This is a genomic window from Bacillus sp. VA13, from assembly GCF_055710085.1.
In genome coordinates this window covers 21,243-39,929 of the sequence record NZ_JBVQPP010000001.1, presented here as the reverse complement: position 1 = coordinate 39,929, position 18,687 = coordinate 21,243, and the positions used below count along the sequence as shown (strand labels likewise).

At 44.0% G+C, this 18,687-nt stretch carries 20 protein-coding genes; 3 read left to right on the top strand and 17 right to left on the bottom strand.

Features of this window, described 5'->3' with window-relative positions:
- On the bottom strand, positions 1-783 hold the full coding sequence (locus tag AC0C66_RS00230; RefSeq protein WP_061187409.1) for a patatin family protein: 783 nt from the start codon (positions 781-783) through the stop codon (positions 1-3).
- Positions 784-962: 179 nt separating this feature from the next.
- On the opposite strand from AC0C66_RS00230, the gene spoVV reads away from it, so the two are divergent.
- Positions 963-2,189 (top strand): dipicolinic acid transporter SpoVV, encoded by a 1,227-nt coding sequence (gene spoVV / locus AC0C66_RS00225; RefSeq protein WP_072183052.1) that lies wholly within the window; start codon positions 963-965, stop codon positions 2,187-2,189.
- Positions 2,190-2,199: 10 nt separating this feature from the next.
- On the opposite strand, the gene coaD is transcribed toward spoVV, so the two are convergent.
- The 8 genes from coaD to AC0C66_RS00185 all read right to left on the bottom strand — a co-directional run bounded on the left by coaD (position 2,200) and on the right by AC0C66_RS00185 (position 6,980).
- Positions 2,200-2,685 (bottom strand): pantetheine-phosphate adenylyltransferase, encoded by a 486-nt coding sequence (coaD, locus tag AC0C66_RS00220; protein ID WP_003221378.1) that lies wholly within the window; start codon positions 2,683-2,685, stop codon positions 2,200-2,202.
- Positions 2,686-2,689: 4 nt separating this feature from the next.
- A complete protein-coding gene (gene rsmD, locus AC0C66_RS00215; protein WP_014113694.1) occupies positions 2,690-3,244 on the bottom strand; it encodes a 16S rRNA (guanine(966)-N(2))-methyltransferase RsmD in 555 nt (184 codons plus the stop codon).
- 324 nt (positions 3,245-3,568) lie between these two features.
- Positions 3,569-3,841 carry a YlbG family protein gene (locus AC0C66_RS00210; protein WP_003221373.1) on the bottom strand — a complete coding sequence of 91 codons (273 nt, stop codon included), beginning with the start codon at positions 3,839-3,841 and terminating at the stop codon, positions 3,569-3,571.
- 54 nt (positions 3,842-3,895) lie between these two features.
- Positions 3,896-4,345 carry a regulatory iron-sulfur-containing complex subunit RicF gene (gene ricF, locus AC0C66_RS00205; RefSeq protein WP_003221370.1) on the bottom strand — a complete coding sequence of 150 codons (450 nt, stop codon included), beginning with the start codon at positions 4,343-4,345 and terminating at the stop codon, positions 3,896-3,898.
- A gap of 119 nt (positions 4,346-4,464) precedes the next feature.
- Positions 4,465-4,704, bottom strand: a complete 240-nt coding sequence (locus AC0C66_RS00200) for a YlbE-like family protein (protein ID WP_014113693.1) — start codon at positions 4,702-4,704, stop codon at positions 4,465-4,467.
- A 15-nt stretch (positions 4,705-4,719) separates the two neighbouring features.
- Positions 4,720-5,118: a YlbD family protein gene (ylbD, locus tag AC0C66_RS00195; protein ID WP_014113692.1), complete on the bottom strand. Its 399-nt coding sequence runs from the start codon at positions 5,116-5,118 to the stop codon at positions 4,720-4,722.
- A gap of 290 nt (positions 5,119-5,408) precedes the next feature.
- Positions 5,409-6,449 carry a CAP domain-containing protein gene (locus AC0C66_RS00190; protein ID WP_014113690.1) on the bottom strand — a complete coding sequence of 347 codons (1,041 nt, stop codon included), beginning with the start codon at positions 6,447-6,449 and terminating at the stop codon, positions 5,409-5,411.
- A gap of 84 nt (positions 6,450-6,533) precedes the next feature.
- Complete coding sequence (locus AC0C66_RS00185; RefSeq protein ID WP_014113689.1) at positions 6,534-6,980, bottom strand: CBS domain-containing protein; 447 nt, start codon at positions 6,978-6,980, stop codon at positions 6,534-6,536.
- Positions 6,981-7,119: 139 nt separating this feature from the next.
- Between AC0C66_RS00185 and AC0C66_RS00180 the strand changes: the two genes are divergently transcribed.
- A complete protein-coding gene (locus AC0C66_RS00180; RefSeq protein ID WP_014113688.1) occupies positions 7,120-7,482 on the top strand; it encodes a YugN family protein in 363 nt (120 codons plus the stop codon).
- A 30-nt stretch (positions 7,483-7,512) separates the two neighbouring features.
- Here AC0C66_RS00180 and ctaG read toward each other — a convergent pair whose 3' ends face one another.
- From ctaG to cyoE, 6 genes are all read right to left on the bottom strand, one after another.
- Positions 7,513-8,406 (bottom strand): cytochrome c oxidase assembly factor CtaG, encoded by an 894-nt coding sequence (ctaG, locus tag AC0C66_RS00175; RefSeq protein WP_014113687.1) that lies wholly within the window; start codon positions 8,404-8,406, stop codon positions 7,513-7,515.
- Positions 8,407-8,432: 26 nt separating this feature from the next.
- Positions 8,433-8,765 carry a cytochrome c oxidase subunit IVB gene (ctaF, locus tag AC0C66_RS00170; RefSeq protein ID WP_061187406.1) on the bottom strand — a complete coding sequence of 111 codons (333 nt, stop codon included), beginning with the start codon at positions 8,763-8,765 and terminating at the stop codon, positions 8,433-8,435.
- Positions 8,766-8,767: 2 nt separating this feature from the next.
- Positions 8,768-9,391: a cytochrome c oxidase subunit III gene (gene ctaE, locus AC0C66_RS00165; RefSeq protein ID WP_003221354.1), complete on the bottom strand. Its 624-nt coding sequence runs from the start codon at positions 9,389-9,391 to the stop codon at positions 8,768-8,770.
- On the bottom strand, positions 9,391-11,259 hold the full coding sequence (ctaD, locus tag AC0C66_RS00160) for a cytochrome c oxidase subunit I (RefSeq protein WP_003238747.1): 1,869 nt from the start codon (positions 11,257-11,259) through the stop codon (positions 9,391-9,393). The genes ctaE and ctaD overlap by 1 nt, the downstream gene beginning before the upstream one ends.
- A gap of 32 nt (positions 11,260-11,291) precedes the next feature.
- Complete coding sequence (gene coxB, locus AC0C66_RS00155; protein ID WP_014113685.1) at positions 11,292-12,362, bottom strand: cytochrome c oxidase subunit II; 1,071 nt, start codon at positions 12,360-12,362, stop codon at positions 11,292-11,294.
- Positions 12,363-12,592: 230 nt separating this feature from the next.
- The gene (cyoE, locus tag AC0C66_RS00150) at positions 12,593-13,510 is read right to left on the bottom strand and encodes a heme o synthase (RefSeq protein ID WP_003221348.1); all 918 of its coding nucleotides are present in this window, start codon (positions 13,508-13,510) and stop codon (positions 12,593-12,595) included.
- A 354-nt stretch (positions 13,511-13,864) separates the two neighbouring features.
- Between cyoE and ctaA the strand changes: the two genes are divergently transcribed.
- Positions 13,865-14,785 (top strand): heme A synthase CtaA, encoded by a 921-nt coding sequence (gene ctaA / locus AC0C66_RS00145; RefSeq protein ID WP_072183312.1) that lies wholly within the window; start codon positions 13,865-13,867, stop codon positions 14,783-14,785.
- Positions 14,786-15,042: 257 nt separating this feature from the next.
- On the opposite strand, the gene AC0C66_RS00140 is transcribed toward ctaA, so the two are convergent.
- Positions 15,043-15,174, bottom strand: coding sequence for a deoxyribodipyrimidine photo-lyase (locus tag AC0C66_RS00140; protein WP_080376122.1), 132 nt, complete (start codon positions 15,172-15,174; stop codon positions 15,043-15,045).
- A 61-nt stretch (positions 15,175-15,235) separates the two neighbouring features.
- On the bottom strand, positions 15,236-18,682 hold the full coding sequence (pyc, locus tag AC0C66_RS00135) for a pyruvate carboxylase (RefSeq protein ID WP_088679065.1): 3,447 nt from the start codon (positions 18,680-18,682) through the stop codon (positions 15,236-15,238).
- Positions 18,683-18,687: the final 5 nt, after the last annotated feature.

Below are 18,687 nucleotides of genomic sequence, written 5' to 3'. Positions count from 1 at the left end.
TTATGAGCCCTCCCAATTCTCTATTTCTTTTCTTATCTTGCTGATCATTCGGTTTGTCGCCTCCTCGCCTGCCGATATCATTGCTTCAATATTGGCAAACGAGCTTGAGCTGTATGTTTCAAGAGAAGGGCGAATCATGATATCTGCGGCGATCGTTTGATGTCGCACCAATTCATTTTGCAGTATATCCATACTTTGCATAATCACATCAAAAATATGCGCCGCCGTTTCGGTTTTTCGAACCCTAGAGACATCCGAGGCGATGATGATATCAGCCCCCATGTCTTTTACAACAGAAACCGGAATTCGGTCGACGACCGCGCCGTCTACAAGAAGGCGTCCGTCCAGCCTCTGCGGAATAAAAATACCCGGTATGCTGATGCTGGCCCGCACCGCATCTGATACTGACCCTTTACGGAACACAATCTTTTCTCCTGTCTGTAAATCACACGCAACAATACCCAGCGGGATTTGGAGCTCTTCGATCGGTTTTCCGAATGTATAAGCATGTACAAGCTGCCTGACGCGATCACCTTTTAGAAAACCGAGTCTGGGCATCGTATAATCAGCATAAAGCCGCCGTTTAAAGGCTTTGGCGACTTTTCTCATCGTTGCCACATCATGGCCGGCGGCATAGAAACTGCCCACCAAAGCGCCCATGCTGCTCCCCGCAATCATATCTACTTCAATTTGGTGCTTATGTAAACTGGAAAGCACACCGAGATGAGCGAGCCCTCTGGCCCCTCCCGATCCTAACGCTAACCCGATTTTAGGTTTGGCCAACGCGTTAACCTCCTGCCTGAATTCCCTGTATACCGAATTCTATGGTCTAAACTGAACCCCTATGCTCGTATATTAGTACAAAGAATCAAGAGGACAGGTACTGCTTGGCCGTTTCGTGTCATACATTATTTTATCATGAATACATGTCATTGGGCATTTTTAGCATCGGGGAGGTAAGAATGAACTTGTCGAAGATTAATACACTTTTGATTGCTTCGTTTTTTCTTTTTTTAACAGCGACTGTCATCTCACATCCGCAGGCCTCATTCGAAGCCTCTAAAACCGGGCTTTCTATGTGGTGGGAGGTTGTATTTCCGTCATTGCTGCCATTTTTTATTCTGTCTGAACTCTTAATTGGTTTTGGCATTGTGCGGTTTGTCGGTGTTTTGCTTGAACCTTTTATGCGTCCGATCTTTCGCGTGCCCGGTGTTGGCGGCTTTGTTCTTGCTATGGGAATGGCATCAGGAAACCCAGCGGGAGCAAAACTCACTGCCCGTCTGCGGCAGGAAAAACAGATTTCAAGAGTAGAAGCAGAACGGCTTGCGTCGTTTACCAATTCTTCAAACCCGCTCTTTATTTTCGGCGCTGTTGCCGTCGGTTTCTTTCAAAACGCGTCATTGGGCATTTTATTGGCTTCTGCACACTATTTGGGGAATCTGGCTGTCGGTTTAACGATGCGTTCCTATGGCCGCAAGGAAGAGCAGCATCTCAGGGGGAAGAAAACAATACCTTTTCCTTCGATCAAAGATGCTTTATACGCTCTGCATACCGCCAGACTTGCGGAAAAACGGCCTCTGGGCAAAATTTTAGGCGACGCCGTGACCTCTTCTGTTCAAACCCTTCTTATGGTTGGCGGCTTTATTATTTTATTTTCTGTCTTTAACCGGCTGTTGTCCGTGGTGCAGCTGACTGATATTCTGTCTGTTTTCACAAAAGGCGTGCTGACTTTGTTTCAGCTTCCGGCTCAATTGGACATTCCCCTTTTATCAGGGATGTTTGAAATCACGTTAGGTAGCAAGCTTGTCAGCGAGGCAGATGTCTCTCTTCTTCAAAAAGCCATTGTCGTCAGTTTTATTCTCGGGTTTAGCGGCTTTTCCGTTCAAGCTCAGGTGGCAGGTATTTTATCGGAAACCGATATCAGATTTAAACCATTCTTTATCGCACGTTTGCTGCAGGGCGTTTATGCCGCCGTCTTCGTCATGCTTTTATGGAAACCGCTTTACACGGCATGGCATGATCCGTATCAGTATGTATTTAAATCTCTTAATAGCAGCGAAATGCCAACTGCATTTATAAACGGCTGGAATCTGCTTGTGCAGATTGGACCCGCTGTCACATTATGCGCGCTGTTTACGTACATTATCATTTTTTCTTACAGACTGACAAACGGAACAAAAAAAGGATGAGTCAAAACCCTCATCCTTGTCTAAATTTTTGTTGAAGCGCCAGCTCTACTTCCGGCGGCACAAACTCTGAGACCGATCCATTGTATCTTGCCACTTCTTTTACGATGCTTGAACTTAAAAACGAATATTGATTGTTGGTCATCATAAAAAACGTCTCAATGGATTCATCAAGCACACGGTTTACGGAAGTCCCCTGCATCTCGTATTCAAAATCAGATACCGCTCTCAAGCCTCTTAAAATCGCTTTCGCCTTTTTTCTTTTTGCATAATCAATTAACAGTCCCTGCGACGTTTCAACTGTTATGTTCGGAATGTCTTTTGTCACTTCTCTCAGGAGCTCACACCGCTCTTCTACACTGAACAAAGGCTTTTTCGAAGAATTATTCAGCACACATACATACACTTGTTCAAAAATATGCGCCCCGCGTCTGATGATATCCAGATGCCCATAGGTCACCGGATCAAAACTGCCGGGACAGACAGCTATACTCGCCACATCACTACCCCCTCTTTTTATAAATCGCTACACCTGTAAGTCCATAGGTTTCTTTTCTTGCCATCACAAGATCTCCTACGGTTTCGGGAAGCTCGACCTCTCTGTCATGCTCAGCAACGATAAAGCCGTCTTCTTCCAGCATTTGATATTCATCAATCATCGTTAAAAGCGCTTTTAGCTTTTGTTCCTTGTACGGCGGATCAAGAAAAATTCCGCGAAAGCCTGTTTCTCTTTTTGCAGCAGCGTGCAAAGCCCGTTCCGCATCATTCCGGTATACCTGGGCATGTTTTGTAAGCTCCAGCGTTTTTAAATTTGATTTTATCGTTTGAATCGCTTTAAAATCACGGTCAACGAATATACAATGCTCAAACCCGCGTGAAAGCGCTTCGATTCCAAGACCTCCGCTCCCTGCGAATAAGTCAAGTCCCCTGCCCCCATCAAAATAAGGGCCGATCATATTGAAAATGGATTCCTTCACTTTGTCGGTTGTCGGTCTAGTTGATGTTCCCGGCACAGCCTTTAGTGAACGGCCTTTTTTTGATCCAGAAATTACTCTCATGTTCCACACCACTTTTTCTAAAAGCTATTTTGTTTCTTTGTTCGGCCGGACGCCGCTATGTACACAGAAAAAAATCAATCCTATCTTAACATAAAGCATTCTTTCAAACAATGAATGCTAATTCTAATAAACAGGTGTATAGGCGGACTGATCCTTGTCCATAATATAAGCAACAGCATCTAGAGGATGTTGTTGCCAACCGCGGAGAAGACTTACGTTTCCCCATAAGTTCTTCCTCCGGTTTCTCCTCTCCCTTTGCCTTCTCCTTAACATGTTAAGGAATAGAAGGACCCCGCAGAAGTCTGCGGGGATTTTTTTATACAGCTATATGCCGATTTTATAATCGTATTCTTTTGCTTTATCAAGCTTTGACTCGAATTCCAATTTTAAAAACGGTTTATAAGAAGGCTCTACTTTTTTCACAAAAGAGTAAGACGCAATCTTGTCCATTGTTTTTTCAATTTGGTCCATATCGCAATACAGCACGACATATTTTAAGCGTTTTGATACATAGTGCACATTTCCGAACTTCCTCAGCATTTTGCTTTGCTTTAGGGAATGCAGATACACAATCATGCCCTGGCGCCTATTCTCCAATACAATCACCTGCCTGATTTCTCTTATATGTAAAAGACGAGACGGCCAGTCTCGTCAGGACACTTTGCATCCGCAGCTTCCGCCTGAACCGCAGCCGCCTCCGCATGAAGACAAACCGTCAAAATAAGGGTTCCCAGTCGGAACTTTAACATGCTCCGAAACAGCTGTCCCAATCTCGACGCTAACCTCATCAAGAATAGACTGAAGCTCATTTTCAGCTCTCTTGAAGTCAGCCACCTTATCGTTCAGGTCCAGCTCCCGCTTGATCTCCCTCATTTTCCGGGATATTTCTCTATAGTCAGGATGATATTTGCCAAAACGCTGTACATCCTCATACTGCTCTTTTATTTTGATAAAAGAACGAATAATCCGCCCTGCCTCTTCATCTTCTTGGAGACGCTTGTAACAATTGCGGTAGTTCTCAGCCGTCTCCGACTGCAGAATCATCTCGGCAAGCTGCTGAGCTTCACTTTGAAGCCGCACGGATTCCATCGTCGCATACATAGCACGCACCTCCAGTTGTTAGTTTACCACGAAACCAGCCAATTGGAAAATGCTTAACCGCAGCCCGAAAACAATCTCCCTGCATTTACAGCATGAAAAAAGACCCTCTTTCGGGCCTTTTAATCTTTTGTCCGCATCGCTTGAAACATTTGCATCATCATTTGCGCCATTTGAATCCCGTTCGTAAATTGGTTCACCCGGTGCGGTATGGTTTTTTCATAAAAGTTCATCATCTCAAGCTGAAAGGAGGACAGATCATCCGGTTTTCTCGAAAGTCTGCGGTACCATATCGGCTGTTCTCTGATGAATCGTTTCCGTTCTTCGTTTGCTAAAATAAATTCCTGAACCTCTTTGCGCATATGAGCTCCCCTTTTTTAATCCTTTCGAAAAGAAAAAGGATGCTGTCCAGAGCCTGGCTGAGATTGCTTCTGGCTGCTCCCGGAAAATGTATGAAGAAGACTTTGCAACGATGAGATCGACTGGCTCATTTTATTGATTTGTTCGTTCATTTGGTTGACATCCATCTTTTTCACCGCAGTCACCATTTTAGAGACAAAATCATTTTTTTGCTCTGTTTCAGGCACAGCTTCTGCAGCTTCTTCCGGTTCCCGATACGGATCCCAAATCGGGTCGCTCTCCCCGAAGAGGACCCAATTTTCATATACGTCCTGCCAGCTTCTTTGTTCTTTGCGTACTTCTTTTATCAGCTTGGGATGCTTTTTGACGAATTGTTTAAAGTCATTGATTGAATGATTGGCATGTTGATTCGCCACAATCCTCACCCCCTCCGAAAATCGATACCTACTACAATGTATCGTTTTGTCAGGCATTGTGTTCGCCTATATTCGTTCCCGAATGAATTTTCAGCTTTGCCCCATACACTCGTGAAAGAGCCTTACTGAAGGAATGGGAATCTGCCTCCTCAGCAGCCATGTTGTCAGAAAAGGAAAACAACACATTTATTCCGCTGCAGCTCTTATGCACGCAACGACACATGCATTCAGATCATTAAGCTTTTGTGAAAATTAGAAAAACCGCGGAACCATTCCTCCGCGGCTTTTCATTACCATCGCTTAATAAAATTTTGAGTGTAATATTTTCGGTCTACTCCGACACCGAGATGCGTATAATCTGAATTCAGAAGCGCTTTTCGATGGCCCTCACTATTCAGCCAGCCTTCTACAGCAGCCGGGCCGTCCACATAATTATATGCAATATTTTCTCCCGCTTGCTGAAAGTCAACATGCCCTTCTTCTAAGCGGTCTTTCAGCGTGCCGTATTTTTTAGAGACATGGGAGAAATAATTATTTTCCTTCATATCCTGGCTATGTCCAAAGGCCACTTCCGCCGTCGGCTGATCCCACTCAAGCTTTGCAAGCCCATGTTTGACGCGTATGACATTCGTCAAATCAAGTATTTGCTTTTCACTCGTCGTTTGGATCTTTTTCCACTTATCATCTGAAACAGATTCCGGTTTCATTAATTCACCGCGGTACACAACCTCATAAGGTCTTTGCTTTACAAAGGTTTGCGCATCAAACGCCCTGATGCTGGATAGCTTCCCCTCAAATTTGTCCATATACAGCTGGACATACATCTTTCCTACCTTAACAGTCGGCCTGGTATTGATATCCTCTTCAGAAAACTCAAACCGATAGGAATTTCCTTTATACTCTACATTCACAAACGGTGCCACCTGGGTCGTCTTGAATACTTCTCCGGTTGTTTCACCAATTTTGAAAGGCTTCGCGTTAATATCATTCCCAGTAGCAAATAATGTGACCACTTTATTGTTTAATACCCCAATTTGGACATACTGGTCCTTTCCCTGATTGTATACCCACCAATCGTAATCATAAGCTGAAGGGTCAATGCGTTCTGGTTCCCCAAGCTTTTTCATTACATCATCGGCGGACTTGCCCATAAAGGACAATAATCCTGAGGTCGGCATATGTATTCGTTTGCCGCTTTGCGCTTCCTCGTTAGACACTTGAGGCTCGCTGTCATTTGATTTTTTTTCAGGAACAGATCCATATTGAATAAACAGAACATAAGTTCCGCAGATAATCAAGAGGATAACCATCGCTCTCAAGATATTTTTCAATCTATCACCCCCGTAGCGAATCACTATGTCTTGCCTTACATCTCATTACAATACAGCCTATTTAACATGTCAAAGATTTATGTGTTAATGAAAAAAGCCTTCTTCTCTATTATCCCCCTCGGAAATATCCGATAAGGCGCTGCCGGCACGTTCATTCGTTTGCTCAGATAAAGAAAGATCACCAAGCGTGACAATTCCAGTCAGCTTTTTGTTTTTTGTAACAGGTATCCTTCTGAGCTGATGGGATGCCATCAAATGAAGAACCTCATCGACTGAAGCATCTTCATCTACGCTGACAGGTTTTTCGGTCATCGCGTCAGTGATTTTTTGCGAGTTTGGTTTTTTTATGGCAATTCCTCTTAACACGAGATCGCGGTCGGTCACGATGCCGACCAGTGTTTCTCCATCCTCATCAACTACTGGAATCGCCCCTACATTCGCGTCTTTCATCTTTACCGCAGCTTCATATACATTATCTAATACCGTGCAATATTGCAAGTCGGCTGTCATCAGATCTTTTATTTTTGTCATCCGTATAACCTCCTTTAGTCTAGTGCTATTGTCGTCAAAATTTAATTTTTGCATACTTTCAAAAGAAGAAGATTCATTGAAAGTTTAACGCTTTCATACTATGATTGTCAGGAAAGGTAATTTTTATAAGGAGGGGTCAGTGTTGAAGTTTACTGAAAGCGGACTTGAAGGGGTAAAGGCTGAGCTCAGCTGGCTAGACGACTTGATGGAAAGCAAAGGCCTCGTCAGAGCGGGTCAATGGGATTACGAAAGAGTCACCTATGACAAGAAGTTTTCGACGATTGAGGGTACGTTTTACCTGCGGATACAGGGCATTGCGGCAGAGGGCGATGTTGGAAGCGGCCGCGCCGTGATTCAATTAATGTCCCCTCTCTTAGGCAAGCATTACTACCCGCACGGAGTAGAATATGGAGAAACGGAAGAGTTTCCCGTACAGGTTGTGACAAAAAGCAAAGCACTGATTCAGGACATATCCGACATGTTAAAAACAGTTCAAATGTAATGAAAAGGTACAGCATTTTCGCTGTACCTTTTATGATATCGTTTGCTGAATATACGGTGGCTCCTCCTGCCCGTCCTTTTCCCTTTCTTTCTTCACCCATTGGAAAAAAACAATCGCCAAAAAAGTACCGTACACAATTTCCTGAATGATTTTCATCATAACTGCTCCGAGCTGCTGATCCTCTAATAAAGGCAGTGTATTTAACATCTCTGGTCCTGTTAATGGGACCTGCCCCATCATATCCGCAGGCACACAAAGCTTCATTGCCTCAGCCCACGCAGACGGATCTGTATAGGTGGCATATAACGGCGCGCCGCTGAACATGATCAGCGCGCAAGCAGGCGTAAGCAGCATACCGTCCGCCATAATATATCCCAGCTTCATCAAGCCGCTGAGCTGCCCGAGACGCTCGACCTTATGAACAAGCGGCCACCACATCAAAAACGCAAGCACAAAGATAAGCCAAGTCATTAATGTATGGTATAACGAATCTGTTTTGACAGTATCAAATATAAGCGGAACATGATATAAAGAAAAAATGCCGTTAAACAAAAGCAAAGCAATTAAAGGCTTCGTGAAAAATGAAAAAACCGGTTTAATGGCAGGCCTGAAAATGATTTTCTCCCAAAGCCATGCAGGAATTCCCGCGATCAATAGCGGCGGGACGACCAAATACAGGACAGCCATCTGCACCATATGCGCGCTGAACATAATATGTCCGAGCAGATCAACCGGACTTCCCTCGGCTGCATATAAAAACAGCATCGCCGATAGAAAGCACACCATCTGTTTACCCGTTATTCGATTTGGCTTTGAAGACATTCGCCTGTAAAAATAGAGATAAAGCACTGTAATGCCCAACAGGATACAAAAAAGATAAGGGCTCCACATCGCGCGAAACCCAAATACCTCTAGCTGATTCATTTCTTCACCTCCGGCGGCTGTTCAAATTACCACCATATAATTGTGACAAACGCAAGCACAGTGATGAACGCGACAAACATGCCTGAATACAAAAACATTGCCGGCGCCTCATGCCCTTTTTGATTCATATGCATGAAATAATACAGCTGGAAAATGACTTGAATTGCAGCTAGCAAAATAATGAAAGGAATCGTAAACCAGCTGCCTACACCGTCCGTTGCCACTGTCAGAAATGCAACAATCGTAAGACCGATCATTAAACCAAAAGACAGAACCTGATATTTCATCTCCTGAGCGTGCTTCTTTTTCTTAAATTCAAGGTCGCTGTTGATTTGCCCTCTGCTTTTTTTACCGACCATGTTTATCCCACCATCCCCATTAAATATACAACGGTAAAGATGAAGACCCACACGACATCAATAAAGTGCCAATATAGACTGGCAACATAAAACTTAGGCGCCGTATACAAGTTCAGCCCCCTCTTGGCATTACGGATCATCAGCGTGCTGATCCACATAAGCCCAAATGCCACGTGGGCGCCGTGTGTACCGACAAGCGTGTAAAACGCGGAACCGAGCGCAGAGCTTGTGATCGTAAAGCCAAACTCATGGGTGTAATGCTTAAACTCATAAATTTCCAATCCTAAAAAGCCAGCCCCCAATAAGATCGTAATTCCCAGCCAAAGCTGCATTTTGCCGAAAGAAAAGTTCTTCATGTGGTACATCGCGTACACACTCGTTAAACTGCTCGTTAATAGCAGCATTGTGGCGATAAACACAAGTGTTACATCGAACATTTCCGTCGTAGGCGGATCACCGGCATTTGAATTCCGGAGTGCAAGAAACGTTGCGAAGAGAGACGCGAACAAAACTGTCTCTCCCCCAAGAAAAAGCCAAAAGCCTAAAAATTTATTTTTCCCTTCCAGCGTTACTTTTTCGGGAGAAGCTGGAAAGGTTTCTGCGGTGAATTTTTCTTCAATTTGCATTATGCCTTCACCCCTTTATCATCATTCGGCAGTTCCTCTTTATGAATATGATAGCCGTGATCATCAATTACTGAACGAAGCAGCATCGTAATAAATGTGATGCCGAGTCCGATAAAGATCACCGGCAGCCCCCAAGCGTGATCGGTTCTGTACAACAGCCCGAACGCTGCGACAAAAAGGCCGAAGGAAATGATGAACGGCAGGATTGAGCCGTTTGGCATATGAATATCATCAACCGGTTCAGCCGGCGTCATTGATTTGTGTCCTGCCTGCTTCTCGATCCAAAACGGATCAAGCCCTCTGACAAAAGGAAGCTGTTTAAAGTTATACTCAGGCGGCGGTGAAGAAACGGTCCATTCAAGGGTACGTCCATCCTGCCATGGATCAGCTCCGACATATTCGCCTTTTACCGATGTCCAAATGACATTGACCAGCAGAAGAATAACAGCTGCCGCCATAAAAAACGCCCCGATTGTACTGATCAGGTTGCCGGTTTCAAGACCCTGGCCTGGCAAAAACGTATAAACCCGGCGCGGCATCCCCATTAAACCGACAAAATGCTGAATGAAAAACGTGAGGTGAAAGCCGATAAAAAACAATACAAATGAAATTTTCCCCATCGTCTCATGCAGAATTTTACCAAACATTTTCGGCCACCAGAAATGAACGCCGGCTAAAAGGCCGAATACCACGCCGCCAATAATGACATAGTGAAAGTGCGCCACCACAAAATACGTATCATGGAACTGATAATCAGCAGCTGCTGCTGCCAGCATGACACCCGTCACACCGCCGAGCACGAAGGACGGAATAAATGAGACGGCATACAGCATCGCTGTCGTATACTTCACATTTCCTCCCCAGATCGTCAAAAGCCAGTTAAAAATCTTAATCCCGGTCGGTATCGCGATAGCCATTGTGGCAACCGCAAAAATCGCATTTGCAATCGGCCCCAGACCTGTCGTAAACATGTGGTGCACCCAAACCATAAAGCCCAGGAAGCCAATGAGCACGATGGCAAAAACCATTGATGAATACCCAAACAAACGCTTTCTGGCAAACACAGGGATGACCTCTGAAAATATACCGAATGCAGGCAAAATTAAGATATAAACCTCCGGATGGCCAAAGATCCAAAATAAATGCTCCCAAATGACCGTATTTCCGCCAAGCTCCGGATTAAAGAAATTGGTGCCGAACAGCCGGTCCAGCATCATCAGAGCCAATCCGACCGTAAGCGGAGGAAATGCAAACAAAATCAATGCTGAGGCTACAAATGTCGTCCATGTGAACAAAGGCAGCCTCATGTACGTCATGCCGGGAGCTCTCATGTTGATAATCGTGGCCAAAAAGTTAATCCCGGCTATCAGTGTCCCGAGCCCCGATATTTGCAGCCCGAGGACGAAAAAGTCTATGCCGTGCCCTTCAGAATGAAGCGAAAGTGAGGCGTATGACGTCCAACCCGCGTCTGGCGCTCCGCCCAAAAACCAGCTTAGATTTAAGAAAATGCCCCCGAAAAAGAAGAGCCAAAAACCGAGCGAGTTTAAAAATGGAAATGAAACGTCACGAGCCCCAATCTGCAAGGGAACGACCGCATTCATCAAGGCAAATAAAAGCGGCATCGCAGCCAGAAAGATCATTGTCGTCCCGTGCATTGTCATTACTTCATTGTACGCTTGGGCACTGAGAAAAGCATTTTCCGGCTTTGCAAGCTGAATTCTGATAAACATCGCTTCAATTCCCCCGACAAGAAAGAAGAATCCCCCGGCGATTAAGTAAAGAATTGCAATTTTTTTATGGTCCACCGTCGTCAAATAATCCCAAAGTATAGATCCGCGCGTCCGTTTTTCTGTAAGCGCATTCAACATATGTGACCTCCCCCAATATCTCCCTTTCTTCCCTACTTGCTTTCCGTTTTTAAGCCTTTTAAGTATTCATAAAGCGCATCTGTTTCACTGTCTGAGAGCTTCGGATAGGTTCCTGTCATTTTGTTACCCGGTTTTATGCTCTCAGGATCCTTCAGCCAAGCCTTCACATTTTCTTCGTTGGCGTCTTTCACCCCTGCCACTTTTGCCCTTTCACCGAAGGTCGCCAAATTTGGGGCCGTTCTCGCTGCTTCTGCACGCTTATCATTCGGTTCTACTGCATGGCAGCTCAGACAGTTCTTCTCTTTAAACAGTTCTTCGCCCTGCTTAGCCAAATCGCTCTCTGTTGTAGACTTATAGTTTTTCATTTCTTTTGTCCAGCCCTGGAATTCTTTTGCAGACATCGTCTTTACCTTAAAATCCATCAGCGCGTGTGAAGGGCCGCAAAGCTCTGCACACTTCCCAAAAAACATATCTCCTGCCTCTTTGCTTCGTTTTGAATCAAATGTCAGGAAAAACTTATTTTCATTATCCGTATTCGTATCAAGTTTTCCTCCAACGGAAGGAATCCAGAAGGAATGTTTTACATCTGAAGCTTTTAAATTAAAATATACACGCTGGTCTGTCGGCACAATCAGCTCCTGGCTTGTGATAATGCCGTAATCAGGATATTCAAACTCCCACCAATATAAATTTGCCCGGACATTGACTACGAGAGCATCCTCGGCTTTTCGGCCTTTCTTATCCATTGGTGATGTATCCGCAAGCTCAAGCGTATATAATACGACAGGGATCACAAGAATAATGAGCAGCAAAATCGGGATCACGGTCCATGTGATTTCTAAAATTTTGTTCCCCTCTACCTGTTTCGGTATCGTGTTCTCACCGACCCGTGATCTTCTGAATCTCACAATTACATAAAAGAAGATAACAGATACTACTGCAACAACAACCACCATAATCAATGTGCTGAGCACTGTCAGGTCATACTGTTTATCAGCCACCTCGCCAGCAGGCTTGAGCGTGGATAAAAAAGGTTTTCCACATCCGCTTAATAGAAGCGGCACCAAGGCTAATAATAAAATAAGACGCCAATGCTTTACCATTTCACCCAACCCCTTTTCTGGTCAATACAAAGGCGGAAAGCAGATTCGCAATCCAGCCTATCACCAATAAAGCACTTACATTTCCTCTTCTCTTAAATTATGAGTTTTTTTACTCAAAATGCCATCTATGTATAAAAGTAAAGCCGCCTGATTAAACAAGAGGTCAAGGCGGCATTTACTAGTTGTCATCGTTTATTTTGAAGCGATAAAACAAGCATCATATCTATTTTTTAGAAAAGCGTCAAGACAACCATGGCAACGAAATAGATTGTCATGTAGTTAAGCGAGTAAACGAACATCTGCGTTGCCCACTTCATGATATTCTTGGAGCGGAATCCCATTAAGCCGAGAATCAGCCAGCCGATATTTAACAGCAAGCCGAGAATGACAATCGGAAGGCCAAGGCTTCCAAGGAAAAACGGAAGCGGCATCAGGCACGCAACCCACACAATAATTTGTCTTTTTGTCACTTCAAATCCGTATACGACAGGAAGCATCGGAATATTTGCAGCTCTGTAATCCTCCGTTTTCTTAATAGCCAATGCTAAGAAGTGAGGAATCTGCCAAATAAATAAAATCATAAATAATACCCATGCTACGACACCGATATTTCCTTCCACTGCCGTCCATCCAATAAGCGGCGGCACTGCACCGGAAACACTTCCTACTACTGTGTTAATCGTATAGCGGCGCTTCGTCCACATTGTGTACAATACAACATACGTAAAGACTCCGATAAAACCAATAACAGCAGCCATAACAGTTGTCATCAACAGCATGATCAACCCTAAAGCAACCAGCAAAATTCCAGACCATAACGCCTGATTCGGCTGAATTTTACCCGTAACCGTCGGTCTTACTTTCGTACGCTCCATAACATGGTCAATGTCCCGGTCATACCAGTTATTGATCGCGCAGGAGCCCGCAATAATCAGAGAAGACCCGATTAATGTAAGAAGAACGGTGTTTATATTGCCTAAAAAACTCAAACCGGAAATATGCAGTGCAAGCCACATTCCAGTAAAAGTCGTGATGAGATTAGAATTGACGATCCCTATTTTAATAAGGGACAGAAAATCTTTCCACGCCGTTGTTTCTTCAATTTGTCCGTCTATAGCTGTATCATTTAAGATTCTGGAGTTAGCCATAACGTAAACCTCCCTTACAAACCTAACGCAGGAGAATAAAAAAACCTGCAACTCTATCATACAAGATAACATCTTGTAAAAAAACATCCTATTAAATATTAAACGACAAACAGGAATTTATTTGTGAACTTTTTATGAATTTTACCAAAGATGAAGGCAATCGCCAAATTGGCAGTGCGTTTACCTTATTTCTATCAGACCCGGCATGAATAATCAAGTGTACATTTTCCGATAGCCGTCATTCTATTATAATTTTGTGAACAAAAGGCTCTAAGAATTGCCACAAAACACATATTCGCTTACACTTGGAACGTATATAAAATCGCAGCAGTATGTTGAGAAGGTGAATATTGTATGAATAAAGCATTAAAAGCTCTCGGTGTTCTGACAACATTTGTCATGCTTATTGTTTTAATCGGGGGAGCTCTCGTTACAAAAACAGGTTCCGGCCAAGGCTGCGGCAGACAGTGGCCGCTGTGTCACGGCCGTTTTTTCCCTGAAATGAATCCGGCTTCAATTATTGAATGGAGCCACAGGTTCGCAAGCGGGATCTCTATTATCCTTGTGTTAAGCCTTGCGTTTTGGTCATGGAGAAAAATCACACCGATTTTCCGTGAAACAACGTTTCTCGCGATCATGTCTATTATCTTTTTATTTTTACAGGCACTGCTTGGCGCATTGGCTGTCGTATTCGGTTCAAACGCGCTGATTATGGCGCTTCACTTTGGCATCTCATTGATTTCTTTTGCTTCAGTGCTCATTTTGACATTGCTCATATTTGAAGCCGACAAATCAGTTAGAAAACTGGTTAAGCCGCTTCAAATCGGCAAAAAAATGCAATTTCACATGATAGGGATTTTAATATACTCCTATATCGTTGTGTATACAGGCGCATATGTAAGACATACCGAATCAAGTCTGGCATGTCCTGATGTGCCGCTGTGCAGCCCGCTGAACAATGGACTTCCGACCCAATTCCATGAATGGGTGCAAATGGGCCATAGAGCAGCAGCATTGCTGTTGTTTGTATGGATTATTGTGGCCGCTGTTCATGCTATTACTTCCTATAAAGATCAAAAGCAGATCTTTTGGGGATGGATCTCATGTCTTATTTTTATTTCATTACAGGCGCTGTCCGGTATTATGATCGTATACTCTGAACTGGCTCTGGGCTTTGCACTTGCCCACTCGTTCTTTATTGCCTGCCTGTTTGGTGTTCTATGCTACTTCTTATTATTGATTGCACGCTTCCGTTATGAATCAAGACAATCATAATAACTCTAGACCAAAGCTTTCTGCGCTTTGGTCTTTTTTGTATCATGTTTTTTGCCGCTTCATACGTTTCAATGGCCAGCCTCTCCGCTGGACTTGATGATCATTGAGCGGCTCGCTGCGCTCCGTATTTTTTGTCATCATGCTAAAAAACCGCACAGCCTGCGAAACATAAGTATTGCTTCATGATAAAAATGTGCAGATAGAGCCCTTTTGCCATGCTTCATACAAAGATAGTGCCTTTAAGAAATATTTATGGCTCATATCATACTACAAAGTATCTGAAAGACCGGCAGCAGATAATCCTGTTTTTGTTTTATATAGGAAATGGCTTGTGACAGTGCTGTATTGTCTTCAAGCCTTAGATCTCTTCTAAACCACACAATTTTCATTTCCCTACGCTTTTTTCATAAAAAACAAGAGTGTATATCAAATGATATACACTCTTGTTTTTTATGCTTTTTCAATTTCGAGAAGCAGATCTCCCGTTTGGATCGGCTCGCCATTTTTCACATGAACCTGCTTGATTGTTCCTGAGAAAGGCGCCTGAACCGTTGTTTCCATTTTCATCGCTTCATTGATCATCAAATGATCACCTTTATTGACTTTTGTACCTGCTTCAGTCAATACCTTAATAACCGTTCCAGGCATGGAGGCTGCGATGTGGCTTGGGTTTGTCCGGTCCGCTTTCAGTCTTTCCTGAACGGAAGACTTAATACTTTCATCTTTGATGACAACTTCACGCGGCTGTCCGTTCAGTTCGAAATAAATGACGCGAGTGGCATCAGGCTGAGGCTCGCCGATTGAAATCAGCTTAACGATCAGTGTTTTTCCGCGCTCAATTTCCACTTCTATTTCTTCACCTAATGTCATGCCATAGAAGAATGTCGGCGTATCTAATACCGAAATGTCTCCATAGCTTTCTGCCGTTTTCACATAATCAGAGAAGACTTTAGGATAAAGTGCATACGCCACAGCATCTTGATCTGAAATCTCCAAGTTATGCTGCTCTTTAAATTCCTGTTTGATCGCTTCAAAGGATACCGGCTCAAGCAGTTCTCCCGGTCTGACCGTAATCGGCTCCTGTCCTTTTAAGATCAGCTTTTGTAGTTTTTCCGGGAATCCGCCATGAGGCTGGCCGATGTTTCCTTTGAAAAGCTCCACGACAGAATCAGGGAAATCTAATTGTTCGCCTTTTTCGTAAACGTCCTTTTCAGTCAGATTGTTTTGCACCATGTAGAGCGCCATATCTCCGACTACTTTAGAGGAAGGCGTGACCTTCACGATGTCGCCGAACATATCGTTGACGCGTCTGTACATTTCTTTGACTTCGTTCCAGCGGTCGCCTAGGCCTACTCCCTTCGCCTGCTGCTGCAGGTTGCTGTATTGGCCCCCAGGCATTTCATGCTCATAAATTTCAGTATGTGGAGACTTCATTCCGCTTTCAAATTCGCTATAGTATTTACGAACTGACTCCCAATATTGGGACAGCATTTCAACGTTTTGGACATTCATTTCCGGACGGCGGGCGTTCCCTTCCATCGCATGATAAAATCCGCTCGCGCTTGGCTGAGACGTTAATCCTGCCATTGAGCTGACCGCCACGTCTATGATATCAACGCCGGCTTCAACAGCTTTTGCGTACATATAAATACCGTTGCCGCTCGTATCATGCGTATGAAGGTGAACCGGAATGTCGATCGTCTCTTTCAAAGCAGAAACGAGTTCATATGCAGCCTGCGGTTTTAACAGCCCTGCCATATCTTTAATTCCAAGGATATGGGCTCCGGCAGCCTCAAGCTCCTTCGCCATCGACGTATAATAAGCAAGATCATATTTCGTACGGTTCTTGTCAAGGATATCTCCCGTGTAACAAATCGCAGCTTCTGCCACTTTGCCGGTATCCCGAACGGCATCAATGGCTAACGTCATCCCTTTTACCCAGTTTAAGCTGTCGAAAATACGGAATACATCAATACCGGATTGAGCAGATTGCTTCACAAATTCTTTAATCACATTATCCGGATAATTCGTATAGCCGACCGCGTTAGATGAACGAAGCAGCATTTGGAATAAGGTATTCGGCACTTCTTTGCGAAGGTCCTCCAAACGCTTCCACGGGTCTTCTTTCAGGAATCGGTAGGCTACATCGAAGGTCGCGCCTCCCCACATTTCCATACTGAATAGCTCAGGCCATAACGCAGCCGTCGGATTCGCGATTTTTTTCAAATCATGCGATCTGAATCTCGTCGCCAATAATGATTGGTGAGCGTCTCTGAATGTCGTATCAGTTAAAAGGACAGATTTCTGTTCCTTAACCCAATTTGCAAGCCCTTCAGCACCTTTTTCATCGAGAATTTGCTTTGTTCCTCTGGCAGGCTGCTGATCTATGTCTACTTTTACGTTTATCGGTTTGTCAAACGCCGGTTTTTCTTTTTTCCCGATTCCAGGGAAACCGTTCACTGTCACATTGCCGATGTAAGTGAGCATTTTTGTTCCGCGGTCTTTCTGTTTAGGGAAATTAAATAATTCAGGTGTTGTATCAATGAAAGACGTATCATATTGCCCTGTCAGGAACTTCTCATGCTTTGCAACGTTCTCAAGGAACGGAATGTTTGTTTTAATGCCTCTGATTCTAAACTCCTGAAGGTTTCGGACCATTTTGGCCGCCGCCTGTTCAAACGTTAAAGCCCAAGTTGAAAGCTTAACGAGAAGTGAATCATAATATGGCGTGATCACGGCGCCTTGAAAGCTGTTTCCGGTATCAAGACGGACACCAAAACCGCCGCCTGAGCGGTAAGCCATGATTTTTCCTGTATCAGGCATGAAATCATTTTGCGGATCCTCAGTCGTAACCCGTGACTGAATGGCATAGCCGATTGTAGAAATGTCCTTTTGCTCAGGAATATTTACTTTTTTGCTGTGAAGGCTGTGCCCTTGGGCAACAAGGATCTGTGTTTGAACGATATCGACACCTGTAATCATTTCTGTAATCGTGTGTTCAACTTGTACGCGAGGGTTTACTTCAATAAAGTAGAATTCGTTGTTTGCAACAAGAAACTCGACCGTACCAGCGTTTATATAGTTTACATTTTTCGCAAGCGCAACTGCCGCTTCACAAATTTGGTTTCTTAATTCAGGTGACAGGGAGACACTCGGCGCCACTTCAATGACTTTTTGATGGCGTCTTTGAACAGAACAGTCCCTCTCAAAAAGGTGGACGACATTGCCCTGCTTGTCACCAATCACCTGAACCTCAATATGTTTCGGATTTTCAATCAATTTTTCTACATACACTTCATCATTGCCAAAGGCTGCTTTTGCCTCTGATTTTGCACGCTCATATGCTTCTTTGACTTCACTTTCAGATCTGACAATCCGCATACCACGGCCGCCGCCGCCCAGTGAAGCTTTAATGATAATCGGATAACCATTAGTTTGTCCAAACTGTTCGACTGCTTCAAGCGTTTCTGCAGGGCCGTCGCTTCCGGGAATCACAGGGATTCCAGCTTTTTCTGCCTGCTCACGCGCTTTTACCTTGTCACCAAACATATCTAGATGTTCGGACTTTGGACCAATGAACACGATGCCTTCTTCTTCACATCGTTTCGCGAAATGGATATTTTCAGATAAGAAACCGTATCCCGGATGAATCGCATCGACTTTGTTTCTTTTCGCAATATCTATGATACCTTCAATATCCAGATAAGCATCAATCGGTTTTTTCCCTTCACCGACCAGGTATGCTTCATCCGCTTTGTACCGATGGTAGGAACCGGAATCTTCTTTTGAATAGACCGCAACTGTACGAATATTCAACTCGGTACACGCCCGGAATATTCGGATTGCAATTTCTCCCCTGTTTGCTACTAATACTTTTTGTATCGATTGCTGTGACAAACGTT